The organism is Aeromonas sp. 75A, assembly GCF_051919425.1.
Lineage (GTDB): Bacteria > Pseudomonadota > Gammaproteobacteria > Enterobacterales > Aeromonadaceae > Aeromonas > Aeromonas veronii.
In genome coordinates this window covers 254,726-273,380 of sequence record NZ_JBQBES010000002.1, presented here as the reverse complement: position 1 = coordinate 273,380, position 18,655 = coordinate 254,726, and the positions used below count along the sequence as shown (strand labels likewise).

Below are 18,655 nucleotides of genomic sequence, written 5' to 3'. Positions count from 1 at the left end.
AGATTCCTCTGGGCCATTTTGTGCCAGAGGGCGGCAGCATTTTTTCGATTTTTTGGGACTGATATGGATCGGCACAGTTTTCATCCGTTGTTTTTACTGACCATTCTGATGGTCGCTGTGGGCCAGATGACCCAGACCCTCTATGTCCCCTCCATTCCCATGATGGCGGGGGACTTCAATGTGGCCTCGGGCCAGTTGCAGGCGGTGATGGCCTGTTACCTGATCCCCTATGGCCTCTCCCAGTTTGTCTACGGGCCGCTGTCGGATCGCATCGGTCGTCGTCCGGTGCTGATCGTCGGCATGATGGTGTTTCTGGTAGGCACCCTGATCATTCAGGTCATCCCCCATTTTGCCGCCTTGCTGGTGGGCAGCTTTATTCAGGGGCTGGGTACCGGTGCCGGTGGCGCCATGAGCCGTACCGTGATGCGCGATCGCTACAACGGCGCCGAGCTCAACCGCGCCAACAGTCTGGTCAGCATGGGGGTGATCTTCTCCCCGCTGCTGGCACCGGTGCTGGGTGGCTGGCTGACCGAGCTGTTCAACTGGCGTGCCGGTTACTGGTTCCTGTTCGGTTTTGGTGCCGTAGCTACCCTGGCGATCATGGCCTGGTTTGGTGAGACGCTGCCTGCTGCTGCCCGTCAGCCGCTGCGCGTCGGTGCTGCCTATCGCCATGTACTGGGCAACCCCAAGTTTCAGGGCAACCTGCTCTGCCTGATGGCGACTTTTGCGGGACTGGCAGTATTTGAAGCTGCGGCCGGTGTGCTGCTGGGCGATGTGCTGAAACTGAGTGCCCGTACCGTGAGCGTGCTGTTCGTGCTGCCGCTGCCCGGCTATCTGTTCGGTGCCTGGCTCTCTGCCAAGCTGAGCTTCCGTTTGACTCAGGGCAAACTGATGCGCCTTGGCATCGCCTTTCTGGCGCTCGGCTCCCTCATCATTCTGGTGCCGGGGCTGTTCGGGGTGGTGAGTGCCGCCTCGCTGGTCGGTGGTGCGGCTGTCTACTTCATTGGTAGCGGTATTCTCTACCCGACCGCCACTTCCTGTGCCATCGAGCCCTTCCCGGGTCAGGCCGGTACCGCGGGTGCCATTCTCGGCGGGATGCAGAATCTGGGTGCCGGTGTGGTGACCCTGCTGGCGGCCGGTTTCCCGATGACCGGTCAGGTGACTCTGGGGGCCATCATGACCCTGATGGTGCTGATCGTGGCGCTGAGTTTTGTCTGGCTGCGCCACCACGGCTCGCCGCACGAGCAGATGGCGATTTGATGCCCGCGCTTGCTCTCTGAAAGCCCGCCTTCTGGCGGGCTTTTTCTTTGCCAGAACCGGATGAGGTTTACCGCTTGGCCTGCGTCAAGGCGCGTTTGCCGGGTCACCTTCTGCCACCAGTTCAAGAAAGGCACGCATGGCGGGGGTGATGCTCTGCTGGCGGGTCAGAAAGGCGGTATGGCCGATATTCTCCAGCGGAGCGAGTGGCAGGCAAACGAGATCCGAGAGTTTGCTGGCAGAGCGGGCGAGACCGGCGCTGACGATGGCCCAGCCCAGCCGGTGGCGTACGGCGCTGACCAGATGGAACAGCGAGTCGGTCTCCAGTACCACGTTAAGCGAGGTCCCCATCTGCTCGGCGGCGCGATCCAGATACTGACGAAATTGCATGGTGCGGCTGGGCAGCACCAACGGCTGTTGCTGCAGTTCAGCAAGCGCAATGTCGCCGCTGTCCGGGTATTGATCCGCTTCGTCACGGTTCATCAGCACCGCCATCTGGTTGGCGCCTTGCGGGTAGACATGAAAGGCGCGCCGGCCAGCTCCGCCGGCGGGCTCATCAAATCCCAGTCCGATATCGCACTGATGCAGCTCCAGCTGTGATAGCAGGGCTTCATTACTGAGCACCGACAGGCGAATGACGATGTCGGGATAGCGCTGCTTGCAGCGGGCGATAAACGGCATGATGTCGAGATTGGACTGGGGCACGATGCCGATACGCAGGGTACCGGATAGCTCGCCCTGAAACAGCGCCAGCTCCTGCTTGAGCGCCTCCTGCTCCAGCAACATCCGTTCGGCATACTGGCGTACCAGCTCGCCGGCCTCGGTCAGGGCGACAAACTGGCTGGTGCGTACCACCAGATCGGTGCCGACACTCTTTTCCAGGGCAGTAATGCTGGCCGAGAGGGTCGGTTGGGTGATGTGGCAGGCTTTGGCTGCTTTGGCAAAATGCCGGTGTTTGGCCAGTTCGTGAAAGTAGTGAAGTTGCTTGATATTCATCTGGTTGTAGTGGAGGCAGTGGAACCGGATATTGAAGAATTAATCAATTGAAAAAACATCTTCGATAGAACAACTCTATCAGGATATAGATTTATTTCATTGGTTTTGCGTCAGTCGCCTCTCTAAACTTGAATGCAGTTTGCATTTTTAGGCCAACCTGCATGCCTGCCCATTCTCCCGTCGCAACCCCCGCCAACTTGCCGTCACTGGATCATCTGGTGGAAGAGGTGGCCGTCGCCATCAACATCAATGGCATCAACCATGCGGTGATGATGGCGACCCCGGACGATCTCGACGACTTTGCCGTCGGTTTCCTGTTTGGCGAGGGGATCATCCGGCATAACCACGAAGTCCACGACATCGAGGTCGCGCCAGCCGAACAGGGTATTGTGCTGGATGTGACCATCGCCAACCGCTCTCTGGCCGCCTTGGCCGAGCACAAACGCCGGCTGACCGGGGTGACCGGCTGCGGCATCTGCGGCGTGGCGGCGGTAGAGCAGGCGTTGCCCGCACTGTCGGTGTTGCCGTTGACGCCGCCATTGGATGGGGCCTTGCTGGCGGGGCTGCGTGCGCAGATCACCCAGTGGCAGCTCAAGGGGCAGCAGCATGGTGCCCTGCATGCGGCGCTGGCGCTGGATGCCGAGGGGAGGATCCTCCACTGCCGGGAAGATATCGGGCGCCATAATGCCCTCGACAAGCTGATCGGTCTGCTGCTGCGTCAGCAAAGTGCGTGCGACACCCTGGTGGTGACCAGCCGCTGTGGCAGCGAGCTGGTGCAAAAAGCCGCCCGCTTCGGCGCACGTCACCTCATCTGCCTGGCATCGCCCAGCCAGCTGGCGGTCAGGTTGGCCCTCAAATACAACCTCAACGTCCTTCATATTCCCAAGTTTGATGCCCCGGTCAGCTATTCGAGCTATCGCCCGGCGGATCCCATCGGAGAGTGCCATGAGTCATATTGAAAAGCCCGCCAAAGCCGGCGGTTTTTCGTCCCTGCAATCCACCATGAAACAGGTGCTGCGCAGCCAGAAGACCCGTCAGAACATCAAGAACCTGCTGCGGGTCAACCAGACCGACGGTTTCGACTGCCCGGGGTGTGCCTGGGGTGACAACGACCACGGCACCTTCCAGTTTTGTGAGAACGGCGCCAAGGCGGTGGCATGGGAGTCTACCGGCAAGACGGTGGGGGCCGAGTTTTTCGCCGCCCATTCGGTGCGCCAGCTGGCCACCCAGAGCGACTACTGGCTCGAGTATCAGGGGCGGCTGACCGAGCCGATGCGCTACAACCCGGCGACCGATCACTATGAGCCGGTAAGCTGGGACGATGCCTTCACCCTGATTGCCGGCACTCTCAAGGGGCTGAATAGCCCGGATGAGGTGGAGTTCTACACCTCGGGACGTGCCAGCAACGAAGCTTCCTACCTCTATCAGCTGTTTGGTCGCCTGTTTGGCACCAACAACTTCCCAGACTGCTCCAACATGTGCCATGAGGCGAGCGGGGTAGCGCTGATCCAGTCGGTCGGTATCGGCAAGGGCACTGTGGTGCTGGATGACTTCGACCAGGCCGATGCGGTGTTCGTCTATGGCCAGAATCCGGGTACCAACCACCCGCGCATGATGAATGCACTGCGCCAGGCGGCGCGTGGCGGCTGCAAGATCGTCAGCTTCAACAACTTGAAAGAGGTGGCCCTCGAGCGCTTCGCTAGCCCGCAGAGCCCGCTTGAGCTGCTTACCCCGGCGGCCACCACCATCAGCCACCAATACCTGACGCCGAAACTGGGTGGCGACATGGCCGCCATCCGCGGCATGGCCAAGTACATCCTGGAAGAGGCGCCGGAGGCGGTGGATCGCGACTTTATCGCCCGCCACACCCGCCACTTTGCCGAGTACGAGGCGCAGGTGCGTGCCACCGACTGGGCCATGATCGAGCAGCAATCCGGTCTGACCCGCGCCGACATCGTGCAGGCCGCCCGGGTGTTTGCCGCCAGCCAGCGCATCATCAGCTGCTGGGCCATGGGGGTGACCCAGCACCTGCACTCGGTCGATACCATCCGTGAAATCGTCAACTTGCACCTCATGCGCGGCCAGATTGGCAAGCCGGGGGCGGGGCTCTGTCCGGTACGGGGTCACAGCAACGTGCAGGGCAACCGCACCATGGGGATCAACGAAAAGCCGACCGCCGCCTTTATCGACCGGATCGAGCGTCACCTGCAGGTGAGCCTGCCGCGGGCCCGTGGCCACAACGTGTACGAAGCGCTCAAGGCGTTGGATGAGGGCAAGAGCAAAGTACTCATCTGCTTGGGCGGCAACCTGGCTGCAGCGGCGCCCGATACCGACTTCACCTATGGGGCGATGAAAAAGGCCGAGCTCAACGTGCAGATCAGCACCAAGCTCAACCGCAGCCATCTGCAGGTGGGCAAGGCTGCGCTGATCCTGCCCTGCCTCGGCCGCACCGAGCTCGATATCCAGCGCAGCGGCAACCAGAAGATCACGGTGGAGGACACCTTCAGCATGGTGCACGCCTCGACCGGCGCAGCCGAGCCGGTGTCGCCGCTCTGCCTCTCCGAGACCGACATAGTTGCGCGGATGGCTCATGTCACCGTGGGCAGCGAGCGGGTCGACTGGCTGGCTCTGCGCGATGACTATGCCCGTATTCGCGATCTCATCGAGCAGACCATCGCCGGCTTTGCCGATTTCAATGCCCGCATCCAGCAGCCGTGCGGTTTTCATCTCGATAACTCCGCGGCGCTATTGACCTGGAATACCGCCAGTGGCTGCGCTGAGTTTCGTGCCAGCACCCTGCCGCAATCAGTGTTGCCGGAGTGTACCCGCCATGCCGAACAGATGGCGGATCAGCCGGTACTGCTGCTGCAGAGCCTGCGCTCTCACGATCAGTACAACACCACCATCTATGGCATGGATGACCGCTATCGCGGCATCAAGGGCCAGCGCAACGTGGTGTTCATGAACGAGGCGGATGCTCGCCAGCTTGGCTTTGCCGAAGGGGATCGGGTCGACATGGCGGGCATCTGCAAAGATGGGCGCGAGCGCATCGTGACCGGCTTTAGCGTGGTGATCTATGACATTCCGCAGGGCAACATCGCGGCTTATTACCCGGAGACCAATCCGCTGGTGCCCATCGACAGTATCGGTGCTGGGTCGTTTACCCCGACCTCCAAGTCCATCCCGGTGCTGGTGACTGCCTCCCGCCAGCAGGAGAATCTGTTGCTGGTCAAATAAAAGCGCTAATGCGACTGGCTGCGCTCACACAGCCTGCACAGTGAATGCGGTGATGCCCCGGGTGAGTTTTTCATCCGGGGCATTTTTTCAGCTCTGAAAGGGGTAGGGTTCGTTGATCATCAGGCAAAGAAAAAGCCCGTCACGCTGGTGACGGGCTTTTGCTGTTGGTACCCCGAGATGCCGTTGCCGGTTTGGGCCCTTGAACCGTCGGTTCAAGGCGGGGATCGGATCTGACCGCAGGCTTCTCGGTCGTGCCGAGCATGCGCAATAGCCAGAAGGCAGATCCCCTGTTTAGTATGAATATCGGCTCGGGGACTTGAACCGGCTGACAAACATCCCAGGGAATTTTAAAACGGTTTGCGATTAGGGCTGTTGCCCCTCTTCGCTGGAATCACCATATTGTCCGTGCTCGATCAGGGCCGCTTCGATGGTGCGCTGCAGCATCTTGATCCGCTTGTCCATGGTCTCAGAGTATTGGTGGTTCTTCTCTTTTTCAAGGCAGAGCTCATGACAGAAATTAAGCGCCGCCATGATAGCCAATTGCTCGTTGCTGGAGACTTTGGAGCGTTGACGCAGGTCGATCAACTTGTCGGTCAGCTGCTCGGCGGCCTGGCGCAGGGCATCCTGCTGTCCCAAGGGACAGGATACCTTGTAGGGACGTCCCAAAATGACGATTTCTACGGCCTCTGTGCTCATGCCTTCCTCAATACGGCGGAGCTGATTTCCGCCTTTATCCACGTGGACAACTGGGCGGGACTATATAGCGCAGATGCATAAGTTTCAAGGCCTTGCTGGCTCTGCAAGAGGGAGAATGCTAGGATCCTGACCATTAATTCTGCAAATTTGACTGAACTTTGAGCGGATCCTCGATGAGCAAAACGAACCCCCTTAAATATGCGGCAGTGGCCGACATCATGGAACAACATGAGCTGATGGCCAGCGCAGTAGAGGCCCATGGTGTGATCTGCGGTCTGGTGTGCGGCGGTGTGGCACTGGACGACAAGAGTTGGGTGCCCCATTTCAACGATCTGGTGAACGACGGTTTCGGCCTGCCGGCCCCGGTGCGCCAGGTGATGACCGATCTTTATCACAATGTGGTCGAGAGCCTGATGGCCCAGAAGGGCGTCGAGCTGCTACTGCCAAGTGATGATGCTCCCCTCGACGAGCGCATCGATTCGCTGGTGGACTGGTCACAGGCATTTCTGGCCGGTTTCGGCGTGGTGCAACAGGAGCTCTCCCGTGCATCGGAAGAGCTGCAGGAGATGATCCAGGATATCGCCAGCATCACTCAGGTCTCTGCCGAGTTCGATCAGGAAGATGACGAGAACGAAGCCTCTTTCCTGGTGCTCTACGAACACGTCAAACTGGGTGTCATGATGGCCTTCGAAGAGTTTGGCAAGCGCCCCGATACCCCGAGCGCGCCGCCGACCCTTCATTGAGGGGCGGGTCAACGAGACCCTTACTGAATCTGCAAGAGCGCCTGATGGCGCTCTTTTTTATTCCCTTGTGGTGGCTAACCCTGTGAGGCGCAACCGGTTTTTTGCCGGTGACCTCGCATTCGGCCAGCGGCTTTGTGATAGCATGAGGCCACCTTTTTCACTTCTTCCTCTCTGCTTATGTCTCAATCTGATGTGCGACAGGTCGATGTCACCCTGGTCGGCGGTGGAATGAGCGGTGCCGTGCTGGCCCTCTCGCTGGCAGCCCTGTTTCGATCCGATGGCTCCCCCCTCGAGATCCTGCTGCTGGAGGCAAGCGTCCCCGAACAGCACACCCATTCAGGGTTCGACGCCCGCGCCATTGCGCTCTCGGCCGGTACCTGCGATGCGCTGTTGCGACGCGGACTCTGGCCGCTGTTTGCCCCCCATTGCTCCCCCATTACCCAGATTCATGTCTCGGATAGGGGCCACTTCGGTCAGGCTCGCCTGTCGGCTGCTGAATACGGTCTGCCCGCGCTGGGCCAGGTGATCGAGCTTGCAGCTGCCGGTCATGAGCTGCAACGGGCGATGGCGGCCTCTCCCAATATCCGGGTCTGCTGTCCGGCTCGGGTGAGCGAGATTGCGCCCGATGAGAAGAAGGTGACCCTCACTCTCGAGAGCGGTGAACAGATTGAGACCCGCCTGCTGGTGGCAGCAGACGGCGGCAACTCCTTTGTGCGTCAGCACTTCAAGTTGCCGGTGACCCGCCACGACTTTGAGCAGCACGCCATCATCGCCACGGTCAAAACGGCGCAAGACCCTGAGGGACGCGCCTTCGAGCGTTTTACCGAAGGGGGGCCGCTGGCCCTGCTGCCGATGCAGGAGGGGCTCTCCTCGCTGGTGTGGAGCGTCGGGCAGCATGAGGTGGATGAGCTGATGGCACTCGATGAGGCGGCGTTTCTTGCCCGTCTGCAGCAGGCCTTTGGCTGGCGGCTTGGTCGCTTCGAGCAATGCGGCGTGCGTCACGTCTATCCGCTCATTCTGACCGCCTGCGACTACCCGCTGGCCCAGCGCACCGTGCTGGTCGGTAATGCCGCCCACGCCCTGCACCCGATAGCCGGACAGGGCTTCAACCTCGGGATGCGGGATCTCGACCTGCTTACCGGGGCGGTGGCCAAGGCGTTGGCAGAGGGGGAGGATATCGGCAGCTTCAAGGTACTGAGTGGCTACTGGCAGCAGCGTCAGCGCGATCAGGAGCAGACCGTCTGGCTCACCTCTTCGCTGGCCCAGCTCTTCTCCAATGGTCACGATCCGCTGGTGGCGGGGCGCAATCTGGCGCTCACCCTGATGGGGCGATTCCCGTGCCTCAAGGTGCCGCTTGCCTCGCGCACCCTGGGCTTTGTCGCTGATGTGTGCGGCAACTAGCCAGCACTTGTTGAGTGGAGCCTGTTGACCGGAAGATGGTGACCGCCATTCGTTGATCAAAACCTATTGAATAAAGAGGTGATGCCTGCGGGCGTCCCCTCGCTGGCCAGCCGGTCAGCCCAGAAAGGATGAGATGATGCAGATGCAAAATGTGGATGTGGTGATTGTCGGTGGCGGCATGGTGGGGTTGGGGCTCGCTGCGGCCCTGAAACATAGCGCCCTCAAGGTGCTGGTGGTGGAGGGACAACTGCCCGACCCGCAGCTGGGGGAGGTGGCCGATAACCGGGTCAGCGCCCTTAGCCTCGCCAGCCAGCAGATCCTGCGCCATGTTGGCGCCTGGGACGGCATTGAAGCGCGTCGCCTGCAGGCCTACGACAAGATGGCGGTGTGGGAGCAGGACAGCTTCGGCCATATCGACTTCGATGCCGCCAGCCTGCGCCAGCCATCTCTTGGTCATATCGTCGAGAACCGGGTGATCCAGCTGGCGCTGCTTGAGGCGATTGAAGGTGCCAGCAATATCCAGTTGCTGACCCCCGCCAGAGCCAAGATCCTGCAGAGTGGCCCGGCGGGTGCCTTGTTGCTCCTTGAAGATGGTCAGGCCATTTCGGCCAAGTTGGCGGTGGCTGCCGATGGCGCCCACTCCTGGGTGCGCCGTCAGGCCGATATCCCGCTTACCAGCTGGGATTACGGTCACCACGCCCTGGTGGCGACGGTGCGCTGCGCCGAACCCCATGAAGCGGTTGCTCGCCAGATCTTCACCCCGGATGGCCCGCTCGCCTTTTTGCCGCTGTGGCAAGAGAACCTCTGCTCCATCGTCTGGTCGCTGCCTGCGGCCCGCGCCGAGGCGCTCTGCGCCTGCGATGATGAGCAGTTCAATCGCCAGCTTACCGCCGCCTTCGATGCACGGCTCGGTCTGTGCAAGGTGGAGGGGCCGCGCAGCGCGATTCCTCTTACCGCCCGCTATGCCCGCGACTTTGCCTGCGAGCGGCTGGTGCTGGTGGGAGATGCCGCCCACACCATCCACCCGCTGGCGGGGCAGGGGGTCAACCTTGGCCTGCTGGATGCTGCCGCGCTGGCGGAGCAGATCTTGCAAAATCATGCCGCGGGTGAGGATATCGGCCTGCTCGCCAACCTGCGCAGCTACGAGCGCTGGCGCAAGAGCGAAGCGGCTCGCATGCTGGCTGCGATGGAGGGGCTCAAGCGGCTGTTCAGCGGGGCCAACCCGCTCAAGAAGCTGGTGCGGGGCGTGGGATTGCGCGCGGCCAATCTGCTGACTCCGTTCAAGGAGGGGGTGATCCGCGCCGCCATGGGATTGGAGGGCGAGTTGCCCGCATTGGCCCGTCCTGACTGGGTCGTTGCGGCGACCAAGGGCAGTGCCATGCAGGCCAAGGGTGAAAAAAACTAATATTACTCGCCGTTTTTGACAACAAAAGTAATCCGACAAGGCTGATGACCCATTTTGGGTGTCAGCCTTTAATTTTGCTCTGGAGCGAAACGTTTTTCTGCAAATTGTGACGAAACGGTAAAAATCAAAATTTAATCTCGCCTGAGTCGGCTTATGGCTATTTTTATCACTGCATTTATCTTAGTGTCTGGAGTCAGTTTTACGGGAGGGGATTAGTTTTTTTTGAGCGGCACGCTCGCCTGCTTGTCATATAATCCGCTCCGTTCAAGGAATCCCTCTTGCCTGGCAAGGGCAGGAGCGAGCACACACTTTTGGATCCGGTCGCTTTTTGTTGCACGCAGTGCAGTCAGAGCGGTGGCGCGGGTCGCAAGGGTGGTCGCCAAAGCGAAAAGGCTTTTTGCTAAGGAAAGAATGCGATGATCCAGACTACAGTACTGCATCCCAAACACCTGGAAGCCGGCGCCAAGATGGTGGACTTCCACGGTTGGGAAATGCCCATCAACTACGGCTCCCAGCTGGAAGAGCACCACGCGGTGCGCAGCGATGCCGGTATGTTCGATGTCTCCCACATGACCATCGTCGATTTGACCGGCGAACGGGTCAAAGCCTTTCTGCAACACCTGCTGGCCAACGACGTGGTCAAACTCACTGCCCCCGGCAAGGCCCTCTACAGCGGCATGCTCAATCCGGAAGGCGGCGTGATCGATGACCTCATCACCTATTACCTAACCGATACCTTCTACCGGCTGGTGGTCAACTCTGCTACCCGCGAGAAGGATCTGGCCTGGATCCGCCATCACGCCATCGATTTCGACATCACAGTGACCGAGCGTCCCGAGCTTGCGATGATTGCGGTGCAGGGCCCCAACGCCAAGGTCAAGGCTGCTGCTGTGCTGAGCGCCGCTCAGCGTACCGCCGTGGTGGGGATGAAACCCTTCTTCGGCGTGCAGGCTGGCGATCTCTTTATCGCCACTACCGGCTACACCGGCGAAGATGGTTATGAAATCGTGGTGCCGCAAGAGAAAGCCTGCGAGCTGTGGCAGGCACTGCTGGATAACGGCGTCGCCCCTTGCGGCCTCGGTGCCCGCGATACCCTGCGCCTCGAAGCGGGGATGAACCTCTATGGTCAGGATATGGACGAGTCAGTCTCTCCACTCGCTGCCAACATGGCCTGGACCATCGCCTGGGAGCCGAGCGATCGCAACTTCATCGGCCGCGACGTGCTGGAAGCGCAGAAAGCGGCGGGCAACCTGCCCAAGCTGGTGGGTCTGGTGATGGAAGAGAAAGGGGTGCTGCGTGCCGGTATGCCCGTTACCTTCACCGCGGCAAACGGTGAGAAGCGGGAAGGTGTGATCACCTCCGGCTCTTTCTCCCCCACCCTGGGCTACAGTATTGCCCTGGCGCGGGTGCCCCGCGATATCGGTGAGCTGGCCGAGGTGGAGATCCGCAAGAAGCTGGTCACCGTGAAGGTTACCAAGCCCGCTTTCGTCCGTAACGGCCAGAAGCTGGTTTAACATCGTCTTGGGGGAGGGCAGTGCCTCCCCCATCCCTTTTCATATTCGTTTTTAAACGCGACTCAAAGATCAAAGGAAGCACAAATGAGCCATATCCCGAGCGAACTGAAATATGCCACTTCCCACGAGTGGATCCGTGTTGAAGCCAACGGCGAGGCCGTGGTTGGTATCACCGAGCACGCCCAGGAGCTGCTGGGTGACATGGTGTTTGTCGAGCTGCCGGAAGTGGGCAAGCAGGTCAGTGCCGGTGACGACTGCGCCGTGGCCGAGTCGGTCAAGGCGGCCTCTGATATCTACAGCCCGGTGAGTGGCGAGATCATTGCTGTCAACGAAGAGCTGGAAGGGAGCCCCGAGCTGGTCAACTCCGACCCCTACAGCGCTGGCTGGCTGTTCCGCATCAAGCTCGATGACGAGAGCGAGCTGGCCAACCTGCTGGATGCCGAAGGCTACCAGAACGTGGTGGACGAAGAGTAATGCCCCCGGGCCCTGCCAACACAGCAGGGCCCCTTTGTATGACCGCCAGCCGGGCAAGCACCGGCCGATGGAAGGGTGAAGTCGCCCGCGCCTGCCGTTTGCCAGCCTAGGTGCCTAGGGGGCAAACAGGCTGGTTCGCAACAAGGCGATCCCCTCTTGATGCTGCCGCAGCATCCGGTGCCGCACCCTGTCTGCGGGACCCAGAACATGAGTGGAGTCGGTATCAACCGACGATCAGGAACATCAGGTCTTGGTTATCAGGATGTCATGCCAGGACTTATTTATCAGGAAATAGGGAAATGACCCAGTCACTGTTTGAACTTGAGCAAAAAACCGATTTTGTCCGCCGCCATATCGGCCCGGGCGAGGAAGAGCTGCGCCAGCTGCTGGCGACCGTTGGGGCCGAAAGCCTGGACGATTTGATTGAACAGACCGTGCCCTCCGCCATTCGCCTGCCGGGTCCGCTGGGGATCGGTGCCGGCATGACCGAAGTGGAGGCGCTGGCAAAGCTCAAGGGCTATGCCGCCCAGAACAAGATTGCCAAGAGCTATATCGGCATGGGTTATCACGATACCCATGTGCCCCACGTCATTTTGCGCAACGTGCTGGAAAATCCGGGTTGGTATACCGCCTACACCCCCTACCAGCCCGAGCTGGCACAGGGCCGTCTCGAAGCCCTGCTCAACTTCCAGCAGCTGACGCTGGATCTGACCGGCATGGATCTGGCGAGTGCCTCCCTGCTGGATGAAGCGACCGCCGCCGCCGAGGCGATGGCGCTGGCCAAGCGGATGGCCAAGTCCAAATCCAACCTCTTCTTCGTGGCCGATGATGTGCACCCGCAGGTGATCGACGTGGTCAAGGAGCGCGCGGTTCACTTTGGTTTCGACGTGGCGGTTGGCGCCGCGAGCGATGCGGTGAGCGAAGAGGTGTTTGGTGCCCTGTTCCAGTACCCCACCACCACCGGTGAGGTGAAAGATCTGCGTGCCCTCATCGCCGCCGTACAGGCCCAGAAAGGGCTGGCCTGCGTCAGCGCCGATCTGCTCTCTCTGCTGCTGCTCAAGTCCCCGGGCGAGCTGGGTGCCGACGTGGTGTTGGGCTCCGCCCAGCGCTTTGGCGTGCCCATGGGCTACGGTGGCCCCCACGCCGCCTTCTTCGCCACCCGCGATGCCTACAAACGTTCCATGCCGGGCCGTATCATCGGTGTCTCCAAGGATGCCCGCGGCAAGGCCGCGCTGCGTATGGCGATGCAGACCCGCGAGCAGCATATCCGCCGCGAGAAAGCCAACTCCAACATCTGTACCGCACAGGTGTTGCTGGCCAACATGGCGAGCTTCTACGCCGTCTACCACGGCCCGGTGGGGCTAAAAACCATCGCCTCCCGCGTGCACCGTCTCACCACCATTCTGGCGCTCGGCCTCAAGGCCAAGGGTGTGGCCCTCAAGCACGCCAGCTGGTTCGATACCCTGACCGTGCTGACCACGGGCAAATCAGAGCTGATCGCCAAGGCCGAGGGGCTCGGCATCAACCTGCGCGCGGATCTCGACGGTGCGGTAGGGGTGTCACTCTCTGAAACCACCACCCGCGCTGATGTGGCCGAGCTGTTCGAGCTCTTCCTCGGTCAAGGTCACGGGCTCGATATCGAGGCCCTCGACAAGGCGGCCCAGACCCATCACGCCATCCCGCAGGATCTGCTGCGCACTGACGCCGTGCTGACCCACGAGGTGTTCAACAAGTACCACTCCGAAACCGAGATGCTGCGTTATATCCACCGTCTCGAAGCCAAGGATCTGGCGCTCAACTACGCCATGATCTCCTTGGGCTCCTGCACCATGAAGCTCAACGCTACCGCCGAGATGATCCCGGTGACCTGGCCCGAGTTCGGCAAGTTGCACCCGTTCGCTCCGCTGGCGCAGGCCAAGGGTTACCAGCTGCTGCTGGCCGACCTCGAAAACTGGCTGGTGAAGGTGACCGGTTACGATGCGGTCTGCATGCAGCCCAACTCCGGGGCTCAGGGCGAGTACGCTGGTCTCTTGGCCATCAAGAAGTACCACGAGTCCCGCGGTGAGGGGCATCGCGACATCTGTCTCATTCCGGCTTCTGCACATGGTACCAACCCGGCCTCTGCCCAGATGGCGGGGCTCAAGGTAATCGTCACCGCCTGTGACAAGTCGGGCAACGTGGATCTCGACGATCTGCGCGCCAAGGCCGCCGAGGCGGGGGATCAACTCTCCTGTCTGATGGTGACCTACCCCTCCACCCACGGGGTGTATGAGGAGACCATCAAGGAGGTGTGCGACATCGTTCACCAGCACGGTGGTCAGGTCTATCTGGACGGCGCCAACATGAACGCGCAAGTTGGATTGACGGCACCGGGCTTTATCGGGGCGGACGTATCTCACCTCAACCTGCACAAGACCTTTGCCATTCCGCACGGCGGTGGCGGCCCGGGCATGGGCCCCATCGGTGTGAAGAAGCATCTGGCACCGTTCGTGGCTGGTCACGCCGTGGTCAAGACCGACAAGGAGAGCCGTGACAACGGCGCCGTGTCGGCGGCACCGTTCGGTTCGGCCAGCATCCTGCCCATCAGCTGGATGTATATCGCCATGCTGGGTGACGAGGGGCTGAAGAGATCCACTCAGGTGGCCATCCTCAACGCCAACTATCTGGCCAAGAAGCTGGGTGAATCCTTCCCGGTGCTCTACTCTGGCCGCAACGGTCGGGTGGCCCACGAGTGCATTCTGGATATCCGTCCGCTCAAGGAGGCTTCCGGCATCAGCGAGATGGACGTGGCCAAGCGGCTGATGGACTACGGCTTCCACGCACCGACCATGAGCTTCCCGGTAGCGGGCACCCTGATGGTCGAGCCGACCGAGTCGGAATCCAAGCGCGAGCTGGATCGCTTCGTCGAGGCGATGACGTCCATCCGCGCCGAGATTGCCAAGGTGCAGGAGGGGCAGTGGAGCCTCGCCGACAACCCGCTGGTCCATGCGCCGCACACCCAGGATGACGTGATGGATGCAGAGTGGTCCCGTGGCTACAGCCGCGCCGAGGCGGTGTTCCCGTCCGACGCCGTGCGCGCCGCCAAGTTGTGGCCCTCGGTCAACCGCATCGACGACGTTTACGGCGATCGCAACCTGTTCTGTGCCTGTATCCCGACTGAGGATTACGCCAAGTAAGTGGCGTCTAGGAGCAACAGTTAAGCCGTATAAACAACAGGGCCACCCAGACGGGTGGCCCTTTTTATATGTCATCTGATTGCTGCTATCCAAACGTCCTGCTTAAGTCCTTGAGCTGGCTCGCTTTGCTCTGCAAGTTGGCACTGGTTTCACTCACCAGATCGATTTTGAGACTGTTATCGTGAGAGAGCGAGGATATCTGGTTGATATTGCGACTGATCTCCTCGATGACCGCTTGTTGCTCGGTGGCCGCGGCGGTGATCTGGTTGGAAAAATCAGAGACCTTGTCTATCTCGACCACAACCTGATTCAGGTTGCCGGTGCTTGCCCGGGTGGTGGCGAGGCAGGCGTTGGTTCTGGTCACATTGAGATGCATCATCTCTTTCCATCCCCCCAGGGTTTGTTGGATATGGCCAATGCTGTTCTGGATCTGCTCTGTCGCCTTATGTGTTCTGGTCGACAGGCTGCGAACCTCGTCCGCCACCACTGCAAAGCCGCGCCCCTGATCGCCTGCCCGTGCGGCTTCGATGGAGGCATTGAGCGCCAGCAGGTTGGTTTGATCCGCAATGCCGCGAATTTCGCTCATGATGGTGCCGATCCGCTCGGACTCGCTCGCCAGCTCAACGGCTGACTGAAAGGCTTGCTCCGCTTGGGTGGCCAGCGCCGACATCTCTTCTCCTGCTTCCGAAAGCTGGGTGCTGGTGGTGATGCAGTGGCTGCGGGCCTCTTCAATCTGGCTGTTGCTGTCTTGAATATTGCGGTTGATCTCCTCGGCGGCCGAAGCCATCTGGGTGACGGCGGTGGCAATCTGCTGTATCTGCGTGTCTTGCGAAGAGATATCCTGGCTGGCCAGCGAGGCGGAGCCGCGCAGGTCATTGGCCATGGCATTGAGCGACGCGGTGGTGTCATCCACACGGCCGAGTACGGTACGGATCTTCGCTTGCCCGAGCTTGATATGGAAATCGGCAATGCTGTGGGGGGCATCCCCCGAGAAGATAAGGCGGCTGATGCTGTCGTAATCCTGCTCGAGCTGCTGCAAGAATCGCGGCGTGAGGAAGAGAGGGTGGCGATTGAACCAGATGGTGGCTACTAGGGGAATGATGACCCAAAGCGCCTGCAGCGGTGAGAGCAGCCAGAGCGCGCTGAGCACGCTGACGAGCAGCAGGGGGATGGTCATCATGGCCGGAGTGAGCTGACGCAGGCCCATGTGAATGGCAGAGCCGGTTTCACGGGCTTTAAGGGTTTTGTACATCTGGCTGGCACGCGCTTTGTGCTCTGCGGCGGGGCGGCAGCGGACGGATTGGTAACCCACCATCTTGCCATCTTCATAAATCGGGGTGACATAGGCATCAACCCAGTAATAGCGGCCATCCTTGCAGCGGTTTTTTACCATCCCTCGCCATGGTTTACCCGCCTGCAGGTGGGCCCAGAGATCGGCAAACGCTGCCTTGGGCATGTCGGGGTGGCGCACCAGATTGTGATGCTGCCCCAACATCTCTTCCAGGCGATAGCCTGCCACCTGACAAAACGCCGGATTGGCGTAGGTGATGTCCCCTTTGAGATCGGTCGTCGATACCAACTGGATATCGTCGGCAAATTCAACCTCGGTATCTGTGGTGTGAAGCGAGCTGGTTACCATGATCAGACTCCGGTTTCGGCGTAACGGAATACTTCGTCTGAGTATGGCAGAGGATGTTCATTTATTGTGTTGTTGCACATTAACTCTTGTGCTACTGCGTGGGGACGGGATGGGTCTCACATTTTTACAGCGCGGTTTGGCGAGGGGAGGCAAGCCAAGTAACATGGCGTGACTTATGGCTGTGAAGCGAGACAGGTAACGCAATGAAGTTGGATGCGATTTTATGGGATTATGACGGTACTCTGGTCAATTCGGTGCCGAAGAATATCGATATCACCAAGCAGATCCTGGCTGAGGTCGCCCCCCATCTGACCGGAGAACATCTGCCGCGCTATCTGCGCAGCGAAGCGGAATATCACCATGCCAATCACGCCGCCAAGAACTGGCAGGCGCTCTATATGGATTACTACGGTTTGTCGCGGGACGAGATGGTGCTGGCTGGCAGTCTGTGGGCCAAGCATCAGGAGATGAACCGGACCGAGGTGCGTTTTTTTGCGGGGCTGGAGGCGGTGATTGACCATTTCTCTGCCATTCCCCACGGAATTTGTTCGCAGAACTCCCAAAAGAATATTCGCCGGGTTCTGGAGCAGCATGGCGTGAACAGCCTGTTCAAGGCTGTGGTCGGCTATGATGACGTGCCCGGACAGCAGCAAAAACCCCATCCTTACGGTGGCCTCAAATGTCTGGAGTCTATCTTCGGCCCAGCTAGGTGCCAGTCGCTGATCTATATCGGTGACCATGAAGCGGATGTGCAGTTTGCCCGTCATTTGCAAGCGGCGCTTGGCGAGCAGAGCCGTGTGATATCGGTGGCTGTCGCCTATAGCCGCGCGACCCCGGAGCGCTGGGAACACCAACCCGACCATATCGCCCGTGACGTCGAGGATCTGCTCCCCATCGTCGGGCAATATCTGTAACGCCGGTTGCAGATTGCCGTACGGAATAGACAAACGCCGATCAGTTGATCGGCGTTTGTCTATGGGAAGCCTGATGGTTTCACACTCTGCTGGCTTAACACCCTGTCTGTTTAATGATGGGCGACTTAAAACAGCAGTTGTATCAGGTAGCCCATCAGTATCGCCATGCTGAGGATCACGGTAAGGAAGGCCGCAATCATCGGGGTTCTGAACATGGATTTGAGCAGGATCACCTCGGTCAGGCTGGCGCCGGCACTGCCGATGATCAGCGCCATGACGGCGCCCATTCCCATCCCTTTGCCCAGTAGTACCGACGCCAGCGGGATCACGGCCTCGGCACGGATGTAGAGCGGGATCCCGACGATGGCGCTGAAGGGAATGGCCAGCGGGTTGTCGGCACCAGCATGGGCGGCGATCCACTCGGCCGGAATAAAACCGTAAATAAATGAGCCGATAAGCACCCCAAGCAGCAGGAAGGGCAATACCGCTTTGAACTGCTGCCAGGCATCAATGCGAGCTTTGACCCAGGCAGTGGGGAGTTGTGGCGCACGGGTCAGGGTTGCCGTGCCATCGCCGCAGCAGGAAAGGGTGGACTGCTCTGCCATCTCTGGTTGCGGTGCCGGGCAGCACGCTGCCCCGTTGAGGGGTTTGATTGCGCGAATGGCGCCGCGTTGGTTGTCACTGCAATGTGCTTGAGTGGTGGTGCGGGTCGCCGGGCCACAGCCACTACCGCAAGAGGGGGTGGCCTCTTTGGGGTCGATGACATGGCGCTCGAACCCCAATCTGTCGAGCAGCATGCTCGCCATGACGGAGACGCTGGCGGCGATCACGGCGTAGAGCAGGGTCACTTTCCAGCCAAAGGTGGCCCACATCAAGCCGACGATGATGGGGTTCAGCAGTGGGGAGATAAACAGGAAGGTGAGAGTGGGGCCAAAGCCAGCCTTGGCCGAGAGCAGCCCTCTCAGCATGGGGATGGTGGAACAACTGCAAAAGGGGGTGACGGCGCCGAGCAGGGCAGAGAGCAGATAGCCCTTGCCGTGGCGAGCCCCCAGCATCCGCTGGATCTTCTCGTCGGGGATCTTCTGACGGATCAGGCTGACCCCGGCGCTAATGACCAGAAACAGCACCGACAGCTCGACAGCCAGAAACAGGAACATCTGGGCTGCATCGGTCAGCATGGTTAACCACTCATTCATTGTCGTA

The 18,655-nt window shown here is 60.3% G+C and carries 14 protein-coding genes and 1 other RNA gene; 10 read left to right on the top strand and 5 right to left on the bottom strand.

The window, feature by feature from the left end:
• Positions 1-63: 63 nt before the first annotated feature.
• The gene (gene emrD / locus ACTG2T_RS01210; RefSeq protein WP_330124486.1) at positions 64-1,260 is read left to right on the top strand and encodes a multidrug efflux MFS transporter EmrD; all 1,197 of its coding nucleotides are present in this window, start codon (positions 64-66) and stop codon (positions 1,258-1,260) included.
• 84 nt (positions 1,261-1,344) lie between these two features.
• On the opposite strand, the gene ACTG2T_RS01205 is transcribed toward emrD, so the two are convergent.
• Positions 1,345-2,253 carry a LysR family transcriptional regulator gene (locus ACTG2T_RS01205; RefSeq protein WP_127007571.1) on the bottom strand — a complete coding sequence of 303 codons (909 nt, stop codon included), beginning with the start codon at positions 2,251-2,253 and terminating at the stop codon, positions 1,345-1,347.
• 161 nt (positions 2,254-2,414) lie between these two features.
• Between ACTG2T_RS01205 and fdhD the strand changes: the two genes are divergently transcribed.
• Both fdhD and ACTG2T_RS01195 read left to right on the top strand, forming a co-directional pair.
• Entirely contained in the window at positions 2,415-3,212 is a 798-nt protein-coding gene (gene fdhD, locus ACTG2T_RS01200) for a formate dehydrogenase accessory sulfurtransferase FdhD (RefSeq protein ID WP_330124485.1), read from the top strand.
• On the top strand, positions 3,199-5,490 hold the full coding sequence (locus ACTG2T_RS01195) for an FdhF/YdeP family oxidoreductase (protein ID WP_330124484.1): 2,292 nt from the start codon (positions 3,199-3,201) through the stop codon (positions 5,488-5,490). Before fdhD ends, ACTG2T_RS01195 begins: the two co-directional genes overlap by 14 nt.
• A 165-nt stretch (positions 5,491-5,655) precedes the next feature.
• On the opposite strand, the gene ssrS is transcribed toward ACTG2T_RS01195, so the two are convergent.
• Positions 5,656-5,837, bottom strand: a non-coding RNA gene (gene ssrS, locus ACTG2T_RS01190) — 6S RNA.
• A 16-nt stretch (positions 5,838-5,853) separates the two neighbouring features.
• Positions 5,854-6,186, bottom strand: coding sequence for a cell division protein ZapA (gene zapA, locus ACTG2T_RS01185; RefSeq protein ID WP_005333910.1), 333 nt, complete (start codon positions 6,184-6,186; stop codon positions 5,854-5,856).
• 173 nt (positions 6,187-6,359) lie between these two features.
• Between zapA and ACTG2T_RS01180 the strand changes: the two genes are divergently transcribed.
• The 6 genes from ACTG2T_RS01180 (at position 6,360) to gcvP (ending at position 14,899) form a co-directional block, all read left to right on the top strand.
• Positions 6,360-6,929: a UPF0149 family protein gene (locus ACTG2T_RS01180; protein ID WP_005346580.1), complete on the top strand. Its 570-nt coding sequence runs from the start codon at positions 6,360-6,362 to the stop codon at positions 6,927-6,929.
• Between the two features lie 177 nt (positions 6,930-7,106).
• Entirely contained in the window at positions 7,107-8,330 is a 1,224-nt protein-coding gene (ubiH, locus tag ACTG2T_RS01175; protein ID WP_330124483.1) for a 2-octaprenyl-6-methoxyphenyl hydroxylase, read from the top strand.
• A 136-nt stretch (positions 8,331-8,466) separates the two neighbouring features.
• Positions 8,467-9,735 (top strand): FAD-dependent 2-octaprenylphenol hydroxylase, encoded by a 1,269-nt coding sequence (locus tag ACTG2T_RS01170; RefSeq protein ID WP_330124511.1) that lies wholly within the window; start codon positions 8,467-8,469, stop codon positions 9,733-9,735.
• 416 nt (positions 9,736-10,151) lie between these two features.
• Positions 10,152-11,249, top strand: coding sequence for a glycine cleavage system aminomethyltransferase GcvT (gene gcvT, locus ACTG2T_RS01165; RefSeq protein ID WP_330124482.1), 1,098 nt, complete (start codon positions 10,152-10,154; stop codon positions 11,247-11,249).
• Between the two features lie 84 nt (positions 11,250-11,333).
• A complete protein-coding gene (gcvH, locus tag ACTG2T_RS01160; RefSeq protein WP_005333898.1) occupies positions 11,334-11,723 on the top strand; it encodes a glycine cleavage system protein GcvH in 390 nt (129 codons plus the stop codon).
• Positions 11,724-12,022: 299 nt separating this feature from the next.
• Positions 12,023-14,899 (top strand): aminomethyl-transferring glycine dehydrogenase, encoded by a 2,877-nt coding sequence (gene gcvP, locus ACTG2T_RS01155; protein WP_330124481.1) that lies wholly within the window; start codon positions 12,023-12,025, stop codon positions 14,897-14,899.
• An 85-nt stretch (positions 14,900-14,984) separates the two neighbouring features.
• On the opposite strand, the gene ACTG2T_RS01150 is transcribed toward gcvP, so the two are convergent.
• Positions 14,985-16,538 (bottom strand): methyl-accepting chemotaxis protein, encoded by a 1,554-nt coding sequence (locus tag ACTG2T_RS01150; RefSeq protein WP_330124480.1) that lies wholly within the window; start codon positions 16,536-16,538, stop codon positions 14,985-14,987.
• 203 nt (positions 16,539-16,741) lie between these two features.
• Between ACTG2T_RS01150 and ACTG2T_RS01145 the strand changes: the two genes are divergently transcribed.
• Complete coding sequence (locus tag ACTG2T_RS01145) at positions 16,742-17,452, top strand: HAD family hydrolase (RefSeq protein ID WP_139747419.1); 711 nt, start codon at positions 16,742-16,744, stop codon at positions 17,450-17,452.
• A gap of 125 nt (positions 17,453-17,577) precedes the next feature.
• Here ACTG2T_RS01145 and ACTG2T_RS01140 read toward each other — a convergent pair whose 3' ends face one another.
• On the bottom strand, positions 17,578-18,648 hold the full coding sequence (locus ACTG2T_RS01140) for a permease (RefSeq protein WP_330124479.1): 1,071 nt from the start codon (positions 18,646-18,648) through the stop codon (positions 17,578-17,580).
• Between the last annotated feature and the right edge of the window lie 7 nt (positions 18,649-18,655).